Source organism: Pseudomonas sp. Q1, assembly GCF_009935975.1.
In the GTDB taxonomy this organism is placed as follows: Bacteria; Pseudomonadota; Gammaproteobacteria; order Pseudomonadales; family Pseudomonadaceae; genus Aquipseudomonas; species Aquipseudomonas palleroniana.
Genome location: NZ_QODI01000016.1, coordinates 69,538 through 89,283 on the forward strand (window position 1 = coordinate 69,538; position 19,746 = coordinate 89,283).

At 60.2% G+C, this 19,746-nt stretch carries 17 protein-coding genes; 7 read left to right on the forward strand and 10 right to left on the reverse strand.

The features are described 5' to 3' along the window. Window positions 1–70: 70 nt before the first annotated feature. The 9 genes from DK870_RS23335 to DK870_RS23375 form a co-directional block, all read right to left on the reverse strand. Window positions 71–844, reverse strand: coding sequence for a 3-hydroxybutyrate dehydrogenase (locus DK870_RS23335; RefSeq protein WP_060752570.1), 774 nt, complete (start codon window positions 842–844; stop codon window positions 71–73). Between the two features lie 7 nt (window positions 845–851). Further along, window positions 852–2,243 carry a GntP family permease gene (locus tag DK870_RS23340; protein ID WP_161549797.1) on the reverse strand — a complete coding sequence of 464 codons (1,392 nt, stop codon included), beginning with the start codon at window positions 2,241–2,243 and terminating at the stop codon, window positions 852–854. Between the two features lie 285 nt (window positions 2,244–2,528). After that, window positions 2,529–3,929, reverse strand: coding sequence for a sigma-54-dependent Fis family transcriptional regulator (locus tag DK870_RS23345; protein WP_161549798.1), 1,401 nt, complete (start codon window positions 3,927–3,929; stop codon window positions 2,529–2,531). Between the two features lie 109 nt (window positions 3,930–4,038). Then, complete coding sequence (locus tag DK870_RS23350) at window positions 4,039–5,610, reverse strand: ABC transporter ATP-binding protein (protein WP_090370575.1); 1,572 nt, start codon at window positions 5,608–5,610, stop codon at window positions 4,039–4,041. 10 nt (window positions 5,611–5,620) lie between these two features. Then, window positions 5,621–6,643 carry an ABC transporter permease gene (locus tag DK870_RS23355; RefSeq protein WP_161549799.1) on the reverse strand — a complete coding sequence of 341 codons (1,023 nt, stop codon included), beginning with the start codon at window positions 6,641–6,643 and terminating at the stop codon, window positions 5,621–5,623. Further along, window positions 6,643–7,704: a microcin C ABC transporter permease YejB gene (locus tag DK870_RS23360; protein WP_060752575.1), complete on the reverse strand. Its 1,062-nt coding sequence runs from the start codon at window positions 7,702–7,704 to the stop codon at window positions 6,643–6,645. The genes DK870_RS23355 and DK870_RS23360 overlap by 1 nt, the downstream gene beginning before the upstream one ends. Continuing rightward, complete coding sequence (locus tag DK870_RS23365; protein ID WP_161549800.1) at window positions 7,704–9,563, reverse strand: extracellular solute-binding protein; 1,860 nt, start codon at window positions 9,561–9,563, stop codon at window positions 7,704–7,706. Before DK870_RS23365 ends, DK870_RS23360 begins: the two co-directional genes overlap by 1 nt. A 130-nt stretch (window positions 9,564–9,693) precedes the next feature. After that, window positions 9,694–9,975, reverse strand: coding sequence for a peptidylprolyl isomerase (locus DK870_RS23370; protein ID WP_090370581.1), 282 nt, complete (start codon window positions 9,973–9,975; stop codon window positions 9,694–9,696). A gap of 117 nt (window positions 9,976–10,092) precedes the next feature. Beyond that, the gene (locus DK870_RS23375; RefSeq protein WP_090370584.1) at window positions 10,093–10,587 is read right to left on the reverse strand and encodes a DUF1543 domain-containing protein; all 495 of its coding nucleotides are present in this window, start codon (window positions 10,585–10,587) and stop codon (window positions 10,093–10,095) included. A 105-nt stretch (window positions 10,588–10,692) separates the two neighbouring features. Here DK870_RS23375 and DK870_RS23380 point away from each other — a divergent pair, with 105 nt between their 5' ends. After that, window positions 10,693–11,514 carry an aldo/keto reductase gene (locus tag DK870_RS23380; RefSeq protein ID WP_060752579.1) on the forward strand — a complete coding sequence of 274 codons (822 nt, stop codon included), beginning with the start codon at window positions 10,693–10,695 and terminating at the stop codon, window positions 11,512–11,514. Between the two features lie 479 nt (window positions 11,515–11,993). On the opposite strand, the gene DK870_RS23385 is transcribed toward DK870_RS23380, so the two are convergent. Then, on the reverse strand, window positions 11,994–12,509 hold the full coding sequence (locus DK870_RS23385; RefSeq protein WP_060752580.1) for an Hcp family type VI secretion system effector: 516 nt from the start codon (window positions 12,507–12,509) through the stop codon (window positions 11,994–11,996). A 485-nt stretch (window positions 12,510–12,994) separates the two neighbouring features. Between DK870_RS23385 and tssA the strand changes: the two genes are divergently transcribed. Genes tssA through tssG form a run of 6 tightly spaced genes read left to right on the forward strand, consistent with a single transcriptional unit; the run spans window position 12,995 to window position 19,741 of the window. Further along, window positions 12,995–14,548, forward strand: coding sequence for a type VI secretion system protein TssA (gene tssA, locus DK870_RS23390; RefSeq protein ID WP_161549801.1), 1,554 nt, complete (start codon window positions 12,995–12,997; stop codon window positions 14,546–14,548). A 25-nt stretch (window positions 14,549–14,573) separates the two neighbouring features. After that, window positions 14,574–15,071, forward strand: coding sequence for a type VI secretion system contractile sheath small subunit (tssB, locus tag DK870_RS23395; RefSeq protein WP_104994008.1), 498 nt, complete (start codon window positions 14,574–14,576; stop codon window positions 15,069–15,071). A gap of 27 nt (window positions 15,072–15,098) precedes the next feature. Next, window positions 15,099–16,577, forward strand: coding sequence for a type VI secretion system contractile sheath large subunit (gene tssC / locus DK870_RS23400; protein WP_161549802.1), 1,479 nt, complete (start codon window positions 15,099–15,101; stop codon window positions 16,575–16,577). 14 nt (window positions 16,578–16,591) lie between these two features. Further along, window positions 16,592–16,993 (forward strand): type VI secretion system baseplate subunit TssE, encoded by a 402-nt coding sequence (gene tssE, locus DK870_RS23405; protein ID WP_060752584.1) that lies wholly within the window; start codon window positions 16,592–16,594, stop codon window positions 16,991–16,993. After that, complete coding sequence (gene tssF, locus DK870_RS23410; RefSeq protein ID WP_161549803.1) at window positions 16,983–18,770, forward strand: type VI secretion system baseplate subunit TssF; 1,788 nt, start codon at window positions 16,983–16,985, stop codon at window positions 18,768–18,770. The genes tssE and tssF overlap by 11 nt, the downstream gene beginning before the upstream one ends. Next, window positions 18,734–19,741, forward strand: a complete 1,008-nt coding sequence (tssG, locus tag DK870_RS23415) for a type VI secretion system baseplate subunit TssG (RefSeq protein WP_161549804.1) — start codon at window positions 18,734–18,736, stop codon at window positions 19,739–19,741. The genes tssF and tssG overlap by 37 nt, the downstream gene beginning before the upstream one ends. Window positions 19,742–19,746 lie beyond the last annotated feature (5 nt).

Below are 19,746 nucleotides of genomic sequence, written 5' to 3' on the forward strand. Positions count from 1 at the left end.
TCTTGTTCGTCAACGACGATCAAATAGGGGGGCGGGCTGCCCACCCCTATTTGAATCTTCAGTGCCTGGATTACTGCGCCAGCCAGCCGCCGTCAATATTCCAGGCGGCGCCGCGCACCTGGGCACCGGCTTCGCTGCACAGGAACAGCACCAACTCGCCCAGCTGCGGTGGGGTGACAAATTCCAGCGACGGTTGTTTCTCGGCCAGCAGGTCGTGCTGCGCCTGCTGCGGATCGACACCCGCGGCGGCACGATCGTCAATCTGCTTCTGCACCAGCGGTGTCAGCACCCAGCCTGGGCAGATAGCGTTGCAGGTGACGTTGCTGGTGGCCGTCTCCAGGCCCACGACTTTGGTCAGGCCGATGACGCCGTGCTTGGCCGCCACATAGGCCGCCTTGCCCACCGAGCCGACCTGGCCGTGCACCGACGCGATGTTGACGATGCGCCCCCAGCCCTTGGCCTTCATCCCAGGCAAGCTCAGGCGTGTGCTGTGGAACACCGAGGACAGGTTGATCGCGATGATCGAGTCCCAGCGCTCCACCGGGAAATCTTCTACCGCCGCCACATGCTGGATACCGGCATTATTGACCAGGATATCGACGCCGCCGAACTCACGCTCGGCATAGGCGATCATGTCGGCGATCTGCGCCGGATCGCTGACGTCGGCCGGGTGGTGGCCGACCTTGCCGCCGAACGCCTGTACCTGGGCGATCACCGCGCTGGCATCGCCGAAGCCGTTGAGGATCAGGTTGGCGCCGGCCTTGGCCAGGCTCAGTGCGATGCCCAGGCCGATGCCGCTGGTGGAGCCGGTAACCAGGGCGGTCTTGCCATTCAAAGTCGTCATGAAAACCTCACACAATGCCGGTGACGTAGAAAGTACCAATCACCACGAAGACCGCGAGGGTCTTGATGAGGGTGATGCCGAAAATGTCCTTGTAGGCTTCGCGGTGGGTCAGGCCGGTGACCGCCAGCAGCGTGATCACCGCGCCGTTGTGGGGCAGGGTGTCCATGCCGCCGCTGGCCATGGCCGCGACCCGGTGCAGCACTTCAAGCGGAATATTGGCCGCGTGGGCCGCCGAAATAAAGCTCTCGGACATCGCCGCCAGGGCGATGCTCATGCCGCCGGAGGCGGAACCGGTGATACCGGCCAGCAGGGTCACGGTAATCGCCTCGTTGACCAGTGGGTTGGGGATACCCTTGAGCCAGTCCGCCAGCACCAGGAAGCCCGGCAGCGAGGCAATCACCGCGCCGAAGCCGTATTCCGACGCGGTGTTCATCGCCGCCAGCAAGGCGCCGCTGACCGCACTTTTGCTGCCGTCGGCAAGCTTGCTCTTGATCGCCGACCAGCCGAATGCCAGCACCATCAGGATGCCCACCAACAGTGCCGCCTGCACCGCCCAGATCGCGGTGAGCTTGGCGATCTCGGTGGTCACCGGCGCGCTCATGCCCGGGAGGCTGAGGCTGTGGGTCTTGCCGTACCACTGTGGAATCCAGTGGGTGAACAACAGGTTCATCACGCCCACCAGAATCAGTGGCGACAGGGCGATCCAAGGGTTGGGCAGCCTCAGGTTTTCGGCGGTTTCCGGTTCGTTGCGCAACTCGGTGCCATAACCCTCGGCGGCGCGTTGTGCCTTGTTGCGCTGGCGTGTCAGGTAGAGCATGCCGGCGCAGAACACGAAAATCGTGCCGATCAGCCCCAGCCACGGCGCTGCCCACGCCGTGGTGTTGAAAAAGGTGCTGGGGATGATGTTCTGGATCTGCGGTGTGCCGGGCAGGGCGTCCATGGTGAACGAGAACGCGCCGAGGGCGATGGTCGCCGGAATCAGGCGCTTGGGGATATTGCTCTGGCGGAACATCTCGGCGGCGAACGGGTACACCGCGAACACCACCACGAATAGCGACACGCCGCCGTAGGTGAGCAGGGCGCAGACCAGCACGATCACCAGCATCGCCTGGCGGGTGCCGAGCAGGCGGATCGCTGCGGCAACAATCGAACGCGAAAAGCCCGACAGCTCGATCAGCTTGCCGAACACCGCACCAAGCAGGAACACCGGGAAATACAGTTTGATGAAGCCGACCATTTTCTCCATAAACACCCCGGTAAAGGCAGGGGCGACGGCGGAGGGGTCGGTGAGCAGTACCGCGCCGAGGGCGGCGATGGGCGCAAACAGGATAACGCTATAGCCACGGTAGGCAGCCAGCATCAGCAGCGCCAGGGCTGCCAGGGCAATGATCACACTCATGGTGTGTCTCCAGATTGTTATTTTTGTGGGGTGGTGCTTTGGAGAGGAGCTATAGCTAGATGCATGCCAAATAGATTAACTTATTGATATATATAGAAATATTTTGATTTATAAGCAGTATTTAGAATATTTGTCTCTTAATTGAGACAAGTGTAGATCCAATGTGGGAGGGGGCTTGCTCCCGATAGCGGTGTTTCAGTCGGTACTTGTGCCAGCAGGAATGCAGCTATCGGGAGCAAGCCCCCTCCCACAGAAGGATGTCTCTACTTTGAGATTTGTATCTCTTTATTGAGATTGGATGATGCCCAGCGCCACCATCTTCTTGTACAGCGTCGACCGCCCAAGCCCCAGGCGCCTGGCCGCCTCCACCACATTGCCGTCACAGGCTTGCAGTGCGCCCGTGATCACCTGCCGATCAAAGCGTTCCCGTGCAGTGCTGAACGACTCACCCTCGATCGCCCGCAGCGTACTGCGCTCCACCGGGCTGAACGTACCGATCGCCGCTCGAATGTCTGCGGCATTCAACACCAGGTCATCACTCAACAACGCCGCACGCTCCAGCACATTGCGCAGCTCGCGGATATTCCCCGGCCACGCATGTTGCGCCAGCAACCCCAGAGCCTCGGGGGCGAGTTCGTGGCGGCTGAGCAGTTCTTCAAGAATCGCCTCGCTCAGCGCCGGGATGTCCTCCAGGCGCTCACGCAAGGGCGGCACCTGGATCGGCAGCACGTTGAGCCGGTAATACAAGTCCGCACGAAACTCACCGCGCTTGACCGCCGCTTCCAGGTCCATGGAGGTGGCGGCGATCACGCGCACATCGCTGTGCAGCATCTCGTTGGAGCCGACCGGTTCATATTCCTTTTCTTGCAGCACCCGCAGCAGTTTGCTTTGCAGCGGCAGCGGCATATCGCCGATTTCATCGAGAAACAGCGTGCCGCCCTGGGCGATCTGCAGTTTGCCGGGGCGCCCCTTGCGGTCGGCGCCGGTAAACGCGCCGGGGGCGGTGCCGAAGAATTCGGCCTCGAGCAGGTCTGCGGGGATGGCCGCGCTGTTGATACTGACAAAGGCTTTGCTCGCCCGATTCGAAGCGCCATGAATCGCCTGGGCGAGCAGCTCCTTGCCGGTGCCGGTTTCGCCCAGCAGCAATACCGGTGACTCGGCACTCGCACTGCGGCGTGCCCGGCGTTTGACTTCCAGGCTGGCAGTGCTGGTGCCGATAAAGTGGGCGAAGTTGTACTTGCTCTGACGCTTGCGCAGCAGCGAGCGGGTCGACGCCAGCTCCTGTTGCATGCTCAGGTAACGTTCGATCATCGGCGACAGGTTGCGCAGTTCATCGAACAGCGCAAAGCCAATCGCCCCGATCACTGCCCCGGCATCGTCATGGATCGGCAGGCGCATCACCACCAGCGGGCCTTTGGGCGTGTCCTGGATATCCAGCAGAATCGCCCGGTCGGTGCGCACCACTTGGCGCAGCAGGCTGTTGGAAATGACCTTCTCACAGGGCTGGCCGATGGCTTCGTCAGCGCTGTTGAGCCCGAAGCGCTTGGCGTAGCGCTCGTTCATCCAGACGATATTTGCGTCGCGGTCGACAATCACCGTGCCTTCACTGGACTGCTCGATGATCTCGAACAGCGACTGGATCGCCTGGCCGCGAACCTGTTGGTAGTCCTTGAGGCTGGTACTCATGCGTGCAGAATCCTGTAGGCGCGAGCTTGCTCGCGAAAAACATCAACGATAACGCAGCGCTGCCCGATACCCCGTGTCGCCTATTTGTGCTTCGCGAGCAAGCTCGCTCCTACAAGGGGATGTGCGCCGCTGCCAGCAGCTCTTTGGTGTAAGGGTGTTGCGGTGCATCGAACACGTCGTGGCTCGCGCCGCGCTCCACCACTTTGCCGTCCTTGATCACAATCATGTCATGGGCCATGGCGCGTACCACGGCCAGGTCATGGCTGATAAACAGGTAGGTCAGGCCGTATTTTTCCTGCAACTCACGCAGCAACGCTACCACCTGTTTCTGCACTGTCCGGTCGAGTGCCGAAGTGGGTTCGTCGAGCAGCATCAGTGCAGGCTTGAGCACCAATGCGCGGGCGATGGCGATGCGTTGACGCTGGCCGCCGGAAAACTCATGGGGGTAACGATGCCGGCTCTCTGGGTCGAGGCCCACATCCTTGAGCACCTGGATCACCTGGGCGTCGCGATCTTCCAGGCTGCACGGCGCATGCACTTCCAGGCCTTCGCTGATGATCTGCTGCACCGACATGCGCGGGCTGAGGCTGCCATAGGGGTCCTGGAACACCACCTGCATCTGCTTGCGCCACGGGCGCATCTGCTGAGGGTTCAGCGGGTCGAGGGCCGCGCCCTGGAAGCGGATGCTGCCGGTGGACTCCAGCAGACGCAGGATCGCCTGGCCCAGGGTGGATTTGCCCGAGCCAGATTCGCCGACAATCCCCAGGGTCTTGCCGCGCTGTACGCTGAGGCTGATGCCATCCACTGCGCGCAGGTAGGTCTTGCGTCGAAACAGACCGCCGCCGAGCGGGAATTGCACGCTCAGGTCGTCCACCTGCAACACCGTTTCGCGTTCATCACGGCACAGCACGTCACCGCTCGGCTCGGCGTCCAGCAGCAGGCGGCTGTAAGGGTGCTGCGGTGCGTTGAACAAGGTCTGGCAGTCCGCCTGCTCGACAATGTCCCCGGCGCGCATCACGCACACGCGTTGAGCAATGCTGCGTACCAGGTTGAGGTCGTGACTGATCAATAGCAGCGACATGCCCAGGCGTTCCTGCAGGGACTTGAGCAGCAGCAGGATCTTGCGTTGCACGGTGACGTCCAGCGCGGTGGTCGGTTCGTCGGCGATCAGCAGTTCCGGCTCGCACGCCAGGGCCATGGCGATCATCACCCGCTGGCGCTGGCCACCGGAGAGTTGGTGCGGGTAAGCCTTGAGCCGCTCCCGGGGTTTCTGGATGCCCACCAGGTCGAGCAATTGAAGGATGCGCGCCTGCGCCGCCTTGCCGCCCAGGCCCTTGTGCAGCAGCAAGGTTTCGCCGATCTGTTTTTCGATGCTGTGCAGCGGGTTGAGGGAGGTCATCGGCTCCTGAAAGATCATTGCAATCCGGTTGCCACGCAGCTTTTGCAGGGTGGCTGGCGACGCCCCGATCAACTCCTGGCCACGGTACTTCACCGAGCCTGTGGTGCGCGTACCGGCTTCGGGCAGCAGTTGCAGGATCGAATGCGCCGTCACCGACTTGCCCGAGCCCGATTCACCCACCAGCGCCAGGCATTCGCCAGGACGGATATCCAGGCTCAGGTTGCGCACCACGGTCTGGCCGCTGAAAGCGACGCTGAGGTCGCGGATTTCGATCAGGTTCATACGGCGTCACTCATGAACGTGGGTCGAAGGCATCACGTAATGCCTCACCGATAAAGACCAGCAGCGACAAGATCAGCGCCAGGCTGAAAAACGCCGTCAGGCCCAGCCAGGGCGCTTGCAGGTTCTGCTTGCCCTGGGCGATCAGCTCGCCCAGGGAAGCGCTGCCCGCAGGCATGCCGAAGCCGAGGAAATCCAGGGCGCTCAAAGTGGAAATCGCCCCGGTCAGGATAAACGGCAGGTAGCTCAGGGTGGCGGTCATGGCGTTGGGCAGGATATGCCGGCGAATGATTTTGCCATTGCCCAGGCCCAATGCCCGTGCGGCCTTGACGTATTCCAGGTTGCGTCCGCGCAGGAACTCGGCACGCACCACGTCCACCAGGGCCAGCCAGGAAAACAACGCCATGATCCCCAGCAGCCACCAGAAATTCGGCTCGACGAAACCCGAAAGGATGATCAGCAGGTAGAGCACCGGCAACCCGGACCACACCTCGAGGATGCGCTGGCCGAGCAGGTCGATCCAGCCGCCGTAAAAGCCTTGCAATGCGCCGGCAGCGATGCCGATAGCGGCGCTGATGGCGGTGAGCGCCAGGGCAAACAGGATCGACACCCGGGCGCCGAAGATCACCCGCGCCAGTACATCCCGTGCCTGGTCATCGGTGCCCAACCAGTTCACCGCAGACGGTGGGCTGGGGGCGGGGCGGGTCAGTTCGTAGTTGGGCGTGTCGTCGCTGAACGGAATCGGCGGGAACAGCATCCAGCCGCCGTCCTGCTTGATCAGCTTTTGCACGTAGTCGCTGCGGTAATCGGCCTGGAACGGCAACTGCCCGCCGAACTGCTGTTCGGTGTAGCGCTTGAAGACCGGGAAATACAGCTCGTTCTTGTAGCTGAGCACCAGGGGTTTGTCATTGGCGATCAGCTCGCCGCCCAATGTCAGGATAAACAGCCCGATAAACAGCCACAGTGACCACCAGCCGCGACGGTTCTTCTTGAAACGCTCGAAACGCCGACGGGCCACGGGGGAAAGATTGAGCATCAGGCGTTCCTCGCGGCGAAGTCGATACGCGGGTCCACCAGGGTGTAGCAGAGGTCACCGATCAGTTTTATCAAGAGCCCGAACAGGGTGAAGATAAACAGCGAGCCGAACACCACCGGGTAATCGCGGGACACCGCCGCTTCGTAGCTCATGCGGCCCAGGCCATCGAGGGAAAAGATCACCTCGATCAGCAGCGAGCCGGCAAAGAACACCGCGATAAACGCTTGGGGAATGCCCGAGATCACTAACAACATCGCATTGCGGAACACATGCCCGTACAGCACGCGTCGCTCGCTCAAGCCCTTGGCGCGGGCGGTCACCACGTACTGGCGCGTGATTTCATTGAGGAACGAGTTCTTGGTCAGGATAGTCAGCGTGGCGAACCCGCCGATCACCAATGAGGTGACCGGCAAGACCAGATGCCAGAAATAGTCGGCGATTTTGCCCACGGTGCTCAGCTCTTCGAAGTTTTCCGACACCAGTCCGCGCACCGGGAACCAGTTCAACGAAGTGCCGCCGGCAAAGAGCACGATCAGGAACATGGCGAACAGGAACGCCGGCATGGCATAGCCGATGACAATCGCGGTGCTGCTCCACACGTCGAAACTGCTGCCATGGCGCACGGCCTTGCGAATCCCCAGGGGGATCGACACCAGGTAGGTGATCAGCGTGGCCCACAGGCCGAGAGAAATGGTCACCGGCATTTTTTCGAGGATCAGGTCGATCACAGTCTTGCCGCGAAAGAAGCTGTTGCCGAAGTCCAGTTGGGCATAGCTCTTGAGCATCAGCCACAGGCGTTCCGGCGCGGGCTTGTCGAAGCCGTACTGTTTCTCGATGTCGGCGATCAACTTCGGGTCCAGGCCCCGGCTGGCGCGCGAGCCGCCGCTGACGCTTTCGCCGGACGAGCCGCCGACGCCACCGCCGCCGATCCCCTGCAAGTGGGCGATGGCCTGTTCCACCGGGCCACCGGGCGCGGCCTGTACGATCACGAAATTCACCAGCAGGATGATCACCAGCGTCGGGATGATCAGCAGCAGGCGCCGTACGATGTAGGCAAACATCAGTGGGTCGCTCCGCGTTTTTTCAATTCGGCGTTCATTTGCTCATTGGTCAACGGTGTCGGACTGATCTCCCACCAGGTTTCCAGGGCTTCGTCGTTTTTGGCCTCGATGGCGGGGCGGCCGAAGCGGTTCCACCAGGCCGCCGAGGTGCCGGGCGGGTAGTAGTTGGGAATCCACAGGTAGTTCCACTGCAGCACCCGGTCCAGGGCGTGGGCGTAGGTGAGCATCTGGGCTTGGGTGTCGGCTTTGACCAGGCCCTTGATCAACGTGTCGACGGCCGGGTCCTTGAGCACCGCGTAGTTGTTGGCGCCTGGATCGTAGGCCGCAGCTGAACCGAAGTAGTTGTACAGCTCCATGCCGGGTGAGGTGGTGACCGGGAAGCCGATCACGATCATGTCGTAGTCTCGGGCCATGATTCGATTCACGTATTGGGAAGCGTCGATGCGCCGGATATTCAGGGTGATGCCGATCTGCGCCAGGTTGCGCTTGTACGGCAGCAGCAGGCGTTCCAGCCCGGCCTGGGCGCTGAGAAAGGTGAACTCCAGCGCTTCGCCGTCGACGTTGACCAGTTTGTCACCGTCGGGTTTCCAGCCGGCTTCTTCCAGCAGGGCCAGCGCTTGCAGCTGTTTGTCGCGGATCATGCCGCTGCCGTCGGTGACCGGTGCCTTGAACACCTGGGTGAACACCTCGTCGGGCACTTGCCCACGCAAGGGTTCGAGAATCGCCAGTTCCTCTTGTGTGGGCGGTTGGCTGGCGGCCAGCGGGCTGTTGGAGAAGAAACTCTGCTGGCGGATATACATATTGCGCATCATCTGCCGGTTGGCCCATTCGAAATCCCACAGCATCGCCAGGGCCTGGCGCACGCGGCGGTCCTTGAACATCGGTTTTTGCACGTTGAACACATAGCCCTGGGCCGGTTGCGGCATTTCCTTGGCCAAATGGGCGCGTTGCAGGCGGCCATCGTCCAAGGCCGGCCCGTTGTAGCCGATGGAATAGCCGGTGGCGGAAAACTCGCGGTTGAAATCATAGGCGCCACCGCGCAGCACCTGGCGGGCGACTTCGGTGTCGCCGAAATATTCCAGGCTCAGGTGGTCGAAGTTGTACAGCCCACGGCTGACCGCGAGGTCCTTGCCCCACCAGTTGGGGTCACGGGTAAAGGTGATGGTGCTGCCGGAGTCGATCTTGCTGATGGTGTACGGGCCACTGCCCAGTGGGGCTTCGTAGCCGCCGCCGTTGGCGAAGTCGCGGGTTTTCCACCAGTGTTCGGGAAACACCGGCAGGGTGGCGACATCCAGGGGCAGGGTGCGGTTTTCATTGCTGGAAAAGTCGAAACGTACCTGGCGCTCGCCTTCGACTTCGACGTGCTTGACGTCGGCGAACAGCGTCCGAAAGCGCAGGCTGCCCTGGGTCATCAGCAGGTCGAAGCTGTAGCGCACGTCTTCGGCAGTGATCGGCGTGCCATCGGCGAAGCGTGCCTTGGGGTTGAGGAAGAAGCGCAAGGACAAACCGTCATCGGCGCGTTCCATCTTCTCTGCCACCAGGCCATACACGGTGTAGGGTTCATCCAGGGAGCGCTGGGCGAGGGGCGCATAGAGCCAGCCGTCGACCTGGGATACGCCGATGCCTTTGTCGATATACGGCAGCACGTGGTCGAAGCGCCCGATCTCGATGGCCGAGCGCCGCAGGCTGCCGCCCTTGGGGGCGTCGGGGTTGACATAGTCGAAGTGGCTGAAGCCGGCGGGATACTTGGCCGGTTCGCCGTACACCGTCAGGTAGGTCTGCGGGGCCGCGATCACGGCGGTACTGGCCAGCAGCAGGGCCAGGGAGGTACTGAGCAGTCTGGAAAAAGCCAATCGCATTATCAGCCTTGAACGCCGGGTGAAGAAGAATAGGGACTTGTACGCTAACGGCATCCGTGTCGCCAGTCATCACATGCACAACGGCCCACCAAGAGGCGGGCCGTTGTTTATCGCATCAGCGCGGACGGGATCAGTCCTGGCGGCTGGTGACTTCCAGCAGGTGGTAACCGAACTGGGTCTTCACCGGGCCTTGCACGGTATTGATCGGGGCGCTGAATACGACGGTGTCGAATTCCTTGACCATCTGGCCTGGACCGAACGAACCCAGGTCACCGCCTTGACGGCTGGAAGGGCAGCTGGAGTTGGCTTTGGCGATTTCTGCGAAATCAGCGCCGCCTTCGATTTGGGCCTTCAGTTCGTTGCACTTGTCTTCAGTGGAAACGAGGATATGACGGGCGGTGGCTTTGGCCATGGGAGTAACTCCTTGAATGAAAAGGGTGAGCCTACCGGATTCAGGCGGTTATTTCCTGGCAAAGTTCCGATCCGATGAACCAGCGGTCATTCTTGAACGCCCAGGAACTGCCTGTGCTCAGCCCAGGACGATATAGTCATTTTGCTGAATGATGGGGCGATGCGAGCCTTGTACGAGGTGAATATAGCGGCCGTCCACCAGGTCGATGGGCAGGCAGTCGTCGACATCCATCACACGGTCGGTGTGGGCCAGAGACCAGTGGCTCAGCATCTTCTGTTTGCCTTTGGCCTTGGCTTCCTGCGGGTTGCGGGCCACGACCAGCACGTAGTGATGAGCTTCGCCAAAGGCGCCGGCTTCATAGCCGCCGAGGTTGATGAAGTACAACCGCTGGGCATCGGCGCTTGGCGCCAGGTGGCTCACTTCGACTTTCCAGCCATCCACACCGTCGACCCCCATCCACGCATCGATGTGCATACCGGACGGGCTGCCGAACCAGTTGTCGCGCAATTGCGGATAAGTGGCTTGCAGCGTATCCGCCACGGTAAAGACCACATCGTGCACTTCGATCCTGGCCCTGGGGTGCTTGCCCCCGAGCATCACTACAAACAGCATGGGAGAGCTTCCTGGCGAGTGGGCAAAACGTAACCATACTTCGATTGAACCCTTCTGTCCGCTCAGTGCCACACTCTAGACCTGCGAACTCATCAGGAGATTGTCATGCGTACCATTGATCTGGCTGGCGTTCCTGTGCCGGTCATCGGCCAGGGGACCTGGCGCATGGGCGAAAACCCGGACCAGCAGCGCGCCGAAGTGGCCGCGCTGCAGTTGGGTATCGACGAGGGCATGCGCCTGATCGATACCGCCGAGATGTACGGCGAGGGCGGCGCCGAACGGGTGGTCGGCGAAGCCATTCGCGGCAGGCGTGACCAGGTGTTCCTGGTCAGCAAGGTGTACCCTCACAATGCCAGTCACCAGGGCGTTCCACGAGCCTGCGAAGCCAGCCTGCAACGCTTGGGCACGGACTACATTGACTTGTATCTGTTGCATTGGCGTGGCCAGTACCCCCTTGAAGAAACCGTCGAGGCGTTCGAGCGCCTGCGTGAGGCCGGCAAGATCGGCCGTTGGGGTGTCTCCAATTTTGATGTCGCCGACCTGCAGGAGCTGGCATCGCCGGCCTGTGCGACCAACCAGGTGCTCTACAACATCGAAGAGCGCGGTATCGAGTTCGACTTGCTGCCGTGGTGGCAGCAACATCATTTGCCGTTGATGGCTTATTGCCCGATTGCGCAAGGCGGTGAGCTGTTGTCCAGTTCCACGCTCAAACAGGTTGCTCATCGTCATGGTGTGACGCCTGCCCAGGTTTGCCTTGCTTGGGTTTTGCGTCAGGAGGGGGTGATTGCGATCCCCAAGGCGGTCAAGCCCGAGCATGTGCGGCTTAATGCCGGGGCTGCGAAACTGGTGTTGGATGAGCATGATCTGGATGCGATTGATCGTGTATTTGGTGCGCCCAGGCGTAAGCATCCGTTGGCGATGGTGTAGCCCCTGTGGTGAGGGGGCTTGCTCCCGTGGCGGCCTATGGGCCGACCAGGGTGTCGGAATGGGTTGTGTACATATCCATTGCTGCGATAACGGCGGCTTAGGGTTCCGCTCTTACAGCGGCTCACTTTTGGAAAGGCCCAAAAGTAAGCAAAAGGCCTTTGCCCCACCACTCGGCACCTCGCTCAGGCTCGGTGTGCCCGAACACAGGCTTGAATCCGTGGGCCGCCACCACGCGCCATCCATGGCGCGGGGCGGCTAACCCGGCGTCCTGCCGGGTTACCCACGGATTCAAACCTGCGTTCGGCCAGCGTGGTTTAACGGGGCGCCTGAGATCAAGATCCAAAGCAGATCTAGAGCAGATCAAAAGCAACATCAAAACACTGCAGACAGTGCGTCACGGCCGTTGTTGCTGTAGGTACCCACGCCTCCAGCAGCAGGAGCGGCGCCTTCCCTGGCTGCCGGTCCTGCGGGAGCCTTACTTAACTGGCCACTGGGCTGCGCCAGTCGTCAGAGCCGGACGTGCCGGCGACTTCGTGGGTCCAGACGATTTTGCGATAGGTGAAATACACATCCTCCAGATGGGTGAAATGCGCGTTGTCGGGGTCCTGGCAATTGGGCATGCGCGATTGAATGTCCACGATGGTCGCGCCCTCGAGCTCCATGGTGAAGTAGTGTTCCTGGGTTCCGGCTGACGAAGTGCGGAACCATTCGAGCCGGCACGTCACTTCTTCGCCTGAGGTCAGTGCGCTGAATAGCAGCGGTGAGGATTTGTCGAAAATCTTGCTGATCATGAGGGGCTTATGTACCCGTTGCCCCGTCGGCTGGCCTGATTGCGGGTCGCGGGGAATGATCACCTGGTGAGCAAATGCCTGCACCAGGATCTGATCTTCATGACCTTCCTGAAAAAGATTGCCTACTGAGTCCTGGGTGAATGTACCCGCCGTAATCAAACCTTGTTTGACGCCGGTGACGGAGAGGTACGCGGGTGTTGGCATGACTGGTTTCCTTGCCTGATTAAGTAGGGATTGCCGAACGGCTTCGTTGCCGGACGGGCAAGTAGTTCCTATAACAAGAAGCGTGCCTGAAATTAGAAGGTGCAATGAAATAAGGGGGCGGAAGAGTTGAGCGGAGAATGTTGGAAAGTTGTGGTGAGGGTTTTGCCATTTTTTTCGGTAGTTGTTTGCGCATATATGTGCAGTTAGTTGCTCATGCGATTCGGGCTGTCACTGTTGAGTCCTGGGATGTGACGCGGTTTTTTTTAATCCATTTGACTGTGCAATTTGTTGCGCAGGTCTCGGTTTTATTGGTTTGTAGGAAAATCCTTAAGTGATTTTCTGTTGCTTGATGATTGGCTCCGGCATGGCTAGTGTTCGCACACTTCATTCACTCGCTGGGTGAAAGTTAAATGGCATTCTGATGCGCATCTAAAGAGCGGTTAGTTTGTTTTTTTTCTGTGATGGATAGTTGTGTGCGCCTCTAAATGGATTACTCAGAAAAGCTTTGCGACTATTACCTTGAATTGGCGCGGCGACCGTGTTCGCCAAACGCGTTTGCTGGAAGTGATATGCGCTTTTCAGGCGAGTTCGAGGCACTGGAAGCGGAGCTGGGCAAAGCGCATTCGATTCATGGCGCGAGCCTGCCCGATTGGCAGAAGGTCAGTGAGCTCAGCGAGCACTTTTTGCGTGAGCATTCCAAGGACCTGCGAGTCGCCGTCTGGTTGACCTGGGCCCTTCATCAGCGTGATTCATTCGCCGGACTGTTGGCGGGGCTCGCTCTGCTGCGGCATCTCTGTGAGCATCACTGGGTTGTGGTCTACCCGGTCAAGCCGCGTACACGCGTTGCCGCGTTGGGCTGGTTGGTGCTGCGGCTGGAGCAGCTCTTTGCGCAGGACCTTTCGCTTCTGGATCAGCGGCCGTTGTTTCAGGCGTTGCATGACCACCTCATCCGACTCGATGAGCTATGGGATCAGCATCTTGGAGCGGACGCACCCTTGTTGTTACCGATCCGCAGGCAGCTGTCGGAGCGCTTGGCACGTACTTCGCGAAGCGCGGCTGAGCCTGGCGGTGTCTTGAGTGTGATTGCCCAGGTCAAGCAAGCGACCACGCAATTGCTCAAGCCGGAGCCGGCGGTGAACAACGAAAAAGACGCGCACAAATTACTACGCGCCTTGCAGGAGCAGGCCCGTCCTTTGTGCGCCTGGTGGTTGCGCCAGAGTGCCAGTGACGTGCGTGCATTGCGCCTGAGCCGAACCTTGGCGTGGCTGACGCTCATCAATTATCCCGACGCCAATGGTGAGCGCGTTACGGCTCTGCGCCCGCTCTCTGCCGACAAACTCAAGCGTTGTCAGGAGCGCCTCAGCCAAGGTCATTACGCTGATCTGTTGCTGGAGCTTGAAGTCAGCCTGGCCGGTGCATTGTTCTGGTTTGACGGACTGCGTATGGCCTGGGAGTGCCTTGAGGCGTTGCAGGCAGAGCCCGCCAGGACCGAGCTGGAAATGCACTTTGCTTTGCTCCTGCAACGCCTGCCGGGCTTGCCTGACTACAGGTTCGACGACGGAACACCGTTCGCGGATCCGGCCACCTGTGAATGGATCACCCTGCATGTCATGCGTCACCTGCAAAGGACCGAGCCCTCCAGCGTTGTGCCCGATGTGGCAGGCGAGTCCTGGGACGCGGCCTTGCAGGCGGTGATGCCGGTGCTGCGCAAGGAAGGACTCAAGGCCGCGGTTGCTGTGCTCAAGCAAGGGCAGCAGGCGGCACGCGGCGAACGGGCCCGTTTCCACTGGCAACTCGCACTCGCCCGGTTGTGCATGCGGGCCGGCAAGCACGACCTGGGCAGGGTTCAGCTGGAACAACTGGACCTCGAATTGCAACGCGCCGGGCTCGAACGCTGGGAGCCGCAACTGGCTCTGCAAGTCGCTCGGCTGCTGTATCGCTGCTATGACCGCTTGCCACAAAGTCACGCCGTGCGCGAAAGCAAGGATCTCACCCATCGCCGGTTGTGCCACTTCGACCTTGAAGCAGTACTTGAATGAAGCCCGATCAAAAAGGAGAAACAACATGGCCAAAGACGGTTCGGTAGCCCCCAAGGAACGTATCAACATCACCTTCAAACCTGCGGTCGGCGGGGTTCAGGAGGAGGTCGAGCTACCGCTGAAGTTGCTGGTGCTGGGGGATTTCTCCCAGCGTGAAGACCCGCGCAAGCTCGAGGATAGAAAGCCCATCGGCATCGACAAGAACACCCTTGACGAGGTGTTGGCGAAACAGGCGCTCAGCTTGACGCTGAGTGTGCCCAATCGCCTGCAGGAGGCGGCTGACGTCGAGGAGCTGGCCGTCGAGGTGCGGATCAATTCGATGAAGGATTTCAACCCGGCGAATCTCGTCGAGCAAATTCCCGCATTGCAGAAGCTGATGGTACTGCGTGAAGCGTTGATGGCACTCAAGGGGCCGCTGGGTAACACCCCCAGTTTTCGCAAAGCCATCGAACAGGCGTTGGCCGACGACGGTTCCCGCGCTCGGGTTCTGGCCGAACTCGGGTTGAACAATCCAGACGCCTGACACTTTCAGTAAAAGGACACTGACAGCATGACGACCACCCCAAGCAACTCGCAGCCGCTGCAAGGCTCCGCCGAGGGCAGCATCCTCGATAACATTATTGCCCAGACATTATTGAGCGCCGACGACGAGGCTTACGGCATCGCCAAGCGCGGCGTGTCGGCGTTTATCGAAGAGCTGGTCAAGTCGCACAACCGTGCAGAACCGGTCAAGAAACACCTGGTCGACCGGATGATTGCCGAGATCGATATCAAGCTCAGTCAACAAATGGATGAGATTCTGCATCATCCGGATTTCCAGGCGCTGGAGGCTTCCTGGAGAGGGTTGCTGTTACTGGTCGAACGCACCGATTTTCGCGAGAACATCAAGATCGAACTGCTGAATGTCTCGCGCACGGACCTGCTGGACGATTTTGAAGACGCCTCGGAAATTACCCAGTCGGGGCTGTACAAGCATATCTACAGCGCCGAGTACGGCCAGTTCGGCGGTCAGCCGGTAGGCGCGATCATCTCCAACTATTACCTATCCCCCAGCGCACCCGATGTGAAGCTCATGCAATACGTCGCCAGTGTCGCGTGCATGGCCCATGCCCCTTTCATCGCCGCTGCCGGCCCGAGCTTCTTCGGGCTGGAAAGCTTCACCGGATTACCCGACCTGAAGGACCTCAGGGACCATTTCGAAGGCCCGCAGTTTGCCAAGTGGCAAAGTTTTCGGCAGAGCGAAGACGCCCGTTACATTGCCTTGACCGTACCGCGCTTTCTGCTGCGAACCCCGTACGATCCCCTGGAATGCCCGGTGAGAACCTTTGCCTACCAGGAAAATGTGGTCAACAGCCACGAGCATTATCTATGGGGTAATACCGCCTACGCGTTTGCCACACGGTTGACCGACAGCTTCGCGCGTTTTCGCTGGTGCCCGAACATAATCGGCCCACAGAGTGGCGGGGCGGTCGAAGATCTTCCCTTGCATCATTTCCAGAGCATGGGTGAGATCGAAACCAAAATTCCTACCGAGGTCCTGGTTTCAGATCGGCGTGAATATGAACTCGCACAAGAGGGCTTCATTGCCCTGACCATGCGCAAGGGCAGTGACAACGCAGCGTTCTTTTCCGCCAGCTCAGTGCAAAAGGCCAAGACCTTCGGCATCAGTGAAGAGGGCAAGGCCGCCGAGCTGAACTACCGGCTTGGCACCCAGCTGCCTTACATGATGGTCGTGAACCGCCTGGCCCATTACCTCAAGGTGCTGCAACGCGAGCAATTGGGCTCGTGGAAGGAGCGCACGGACCTGGAGCTGGAGCTCAACAAGTGGATTCGCCAATACGTGGCCGACCAGGAAAACCCCAGTGCCGAGGTGCGTGGGCGTAGGCCATTGCGTGCAGCGCGCATTGTCGTCAGCGATGTCGAGGGCGAGCCGGGCTGGTATCGGGTCAATTTGAGTGTGCGCCCGCACTTCAAGTACATGGGGGCAGACTTCACATTGTCCCTGGTCGGAAAGCTCGATAAAGAATGAGCGGAGGCCAGGGAATGCCCCATCGCAATAGCCTGTTCGAGCGCCTGGAATGTGAGGGCTCGAGCCGAACGTGCAGCGTGATGTCAGTCGCCGCACATCTGGGAAAAATGCTCAGTACGCGTGCAGGCAGTGTTCAGACATTGCCGGACTATGGTCTGCCCGACCTCAATGACATGCGGCTCAGCCTGCACGAGTCGCTGTCTCGGTCGCGCTTGCTGATCGAGCGTTTTATCCGGGCTTATGAACCGAGGTTGGCGAATGTACATGTCAGGGTGTCTCCCCTTGCTCGGGAACCCCTGGCCTTGGCATTTGCCATTGAGGCCGAAATGGCCATCGACGGTGTCAACCAGGCGGTCGTGTTTCATGCACGCCTGGATGATGCAGGACGGGTTGAGGTCGGCACCGATGGCTTTTAACCGTTATTTTCAGAGCGAACTCAGTGCACTTCGCCAGCTGGGTCGGCGTTTTTCCGAGCGTAATCCTGCCTTGGCACCGTTTCTCGCGGAGCCGGGCCAGGACCCGGACGTCGAGCGATTGCTTGAAGGGTTTGCGTTCCTGACCGGTCGCCTGCGCCAGAAGCTGGAGGACGAACTGCCGGAGCTGGCGCATTCCTTGATGCATCTGCTGTGGCCCAACTACATGAGGCCCTTGCCGTCGTTCAGCATCCTGCAATTTGACCCTTTGAAACGCGCGGGCCCCAGTGTTCGTGTGGCGCGGGATACGGCAGTCGAGAGTCTGGCTATCCAGGGCGAGCGCTGCCGCTTTCGAACGTGCTACGCCACGGATGTCATGCCACTGCAACTGTGTGGCCTGGAGTATCTGTGCCGAGGCGAGGGCGCCTGGTTGGACCTGCGCCTGGTGATGAGTGCCGAAGGGCATTTCGGTGACTTGGTGTTCGACTCGTTACGCCTGCATCTGGCTGGCGACCGCTACGCGAGCCAGGCGCTTTATCTTGACCTGTTGCGCCATCTGGATGGCATCCATCTATTGCTGTTGGACGAGGCTGGCTCGCAGGTGACGTGGCCCGATGGCCAGCCCATGACGGTAAGGCTCGGTGCCGGCCAGGTTCAACCGGTGGGGTTTTCCCAGGAGCAGGCGCTGATTCCCTATCCGCAGAACACATTCCGTGGTTACCGCCACTTGCAGGAGTACTTCGCATTTCCCGAGAAGTACCTGTTTGTCGATATTGCGGGGCTGGATGTACTGCACACACTCCCACGAGCATCGCTGGAACAGGTGCACGGCATGGTCATGCGTTTTGAATTGCGCACCCAGACATCCAGCCCCCTGCGGCCCACCCTGGACAACGTCAAGCTGTACTGCACCCCCATCATCAATCTGTTCAAGCTGGATGCGGTGCCCATTCGGCTGGATTGCAAACAGGATGAGTACCTGTTGATGCCCGGGGATTACACGCCGGGCCACGCGGCGGTGTTTGCGGTGGACCGGGTCATCGGCTGGCGTCCTGGCGGGTTGGGCTACCAGACGTATGTGCCGTTCGAATCGTTCGAGCATGACGGCGATTCCGAGTCTCTGGAGGTGCGTCCCAGCTACAGCATTCGTCAACGCCTGTCGGTGCAGCATGACGGGCTCGACACCTGGATGGGATTCGGCCGTCGTCGCGAACAAGGTCATGAAACCGTATCGGTCGAACTGACCTGCACCAACTGCAACTTGCCACGGCGGCTGCGAGCAGGCGAGATCAATCAGCCCAGTGAGCAGACCCCGGAGTCCTTGACGTTCCGAAACATCACGGCGCCCACCGCAAGTTTCGCGCCGCCACTGGATCAGGACTTCCTGTGGAAAGTCATCAGCAACATGTCGCTCAACTATTTGTCGCTGGCCGATATCAACGCCTTGAAAGTGATTCTCGAAACCTACGATCTGCCGCGTTATCACGATCGGCAAGCGTTGAAAGTCAGCCGCAAGCGCTTGGGTGCACTGCGTTCCATCAGCCACGAGGCTGTTGATCGATTGCATCGAGGGTTGCCCGTCCGGGGGTTGCGGGTGGACCTGAGCATCGACCCCCAAGGCTTTCTGGGGCAGGGCGACATGTTTGTGTTTGCGTCGGTCCTCAACGAGTTCTTTGCGCTTTACGCCAGCCTCAACTCGTATCACGAGTTGCGAGTCATCAGCACACAAGGAGATGTGTACCTATGGCCATCCCGGATGGGACAGCAGCCCCTGCTTTGACCCTGATCTGCCAGGTTATCCGCGAGTACACGCTATTCCAGGCCGTGCTGCAGGTGATGGAACGATTGCGCGGTGCTCATCCGTTGCTGGATGACGACACGCTGTACGACCAACTGGAGTTCCAGGCCAATCCAGGGCTGGGATTTGCAGGGCATGACATTGACCGGGTGGAGTTCTTCAGGGAGCACGGGCAATTGCGTGCTCGCCTGCGCCTCAACGTATTGGGGCTGTTCGGTGCCGGATCTCCTTTACCGGCCTTTTATGCCGAGCAGGCCTTTGCCGAGCAGCCGAATGGGAATCCTACCCGCGACTTTCTCGACCTGTTTCACCATCGCCTGCAACGGCTGATGCTGCCGATCTGGCGTAAATACCGCTACCGGGCCTGTTTCCAAACGGGGGCCCGTGATGCTTTTTCCGAGCAGATGTTTGCACTGATTGGCTTGGGGGGCACTGCGATACGAGAGGCCTCGCAACTCGACTGCAAGCGTTTACTGCCTTACCTGGGGCTTTTGAGCCTGCGCGCCCACTCGGCCGCCTTGATTGAGTCGGTGCTGCGTTACTACTTCAAGCACGACCTCATAGGGATCGAGCAATGGGTCGAACGCACGGTGGAGATTACCCACCCACAGCGCAATGAACTGGGGCGCGGCAACAGCTCGCTCGGTCTCGACCTGGTGCTGGGGCACCGGATTGCCGACCGCAGTGGCAAATTCAGGGTGCACATTCTGGCGCTGTGTTGGCGGCGCTTTCACGAGTTCCTGCCCATAGGGCCTGCGTATCAGCCCCTGTGTTCGCTGGTGCGCCTGGCCACGCGTGACCCACTGGAATACGACCTGCGGCTGGTATTGGCGCAAGGGGAAGTGCGGGCGTTGCACATCGGTGAGAGCAATGTCTGTCGCCTGGGTTGGACCAGCTGGCTGGGAACCGAGCGCGCCGATGGTGTGGTCACCCTCTCCGGTAATTTTCATTAGGGACT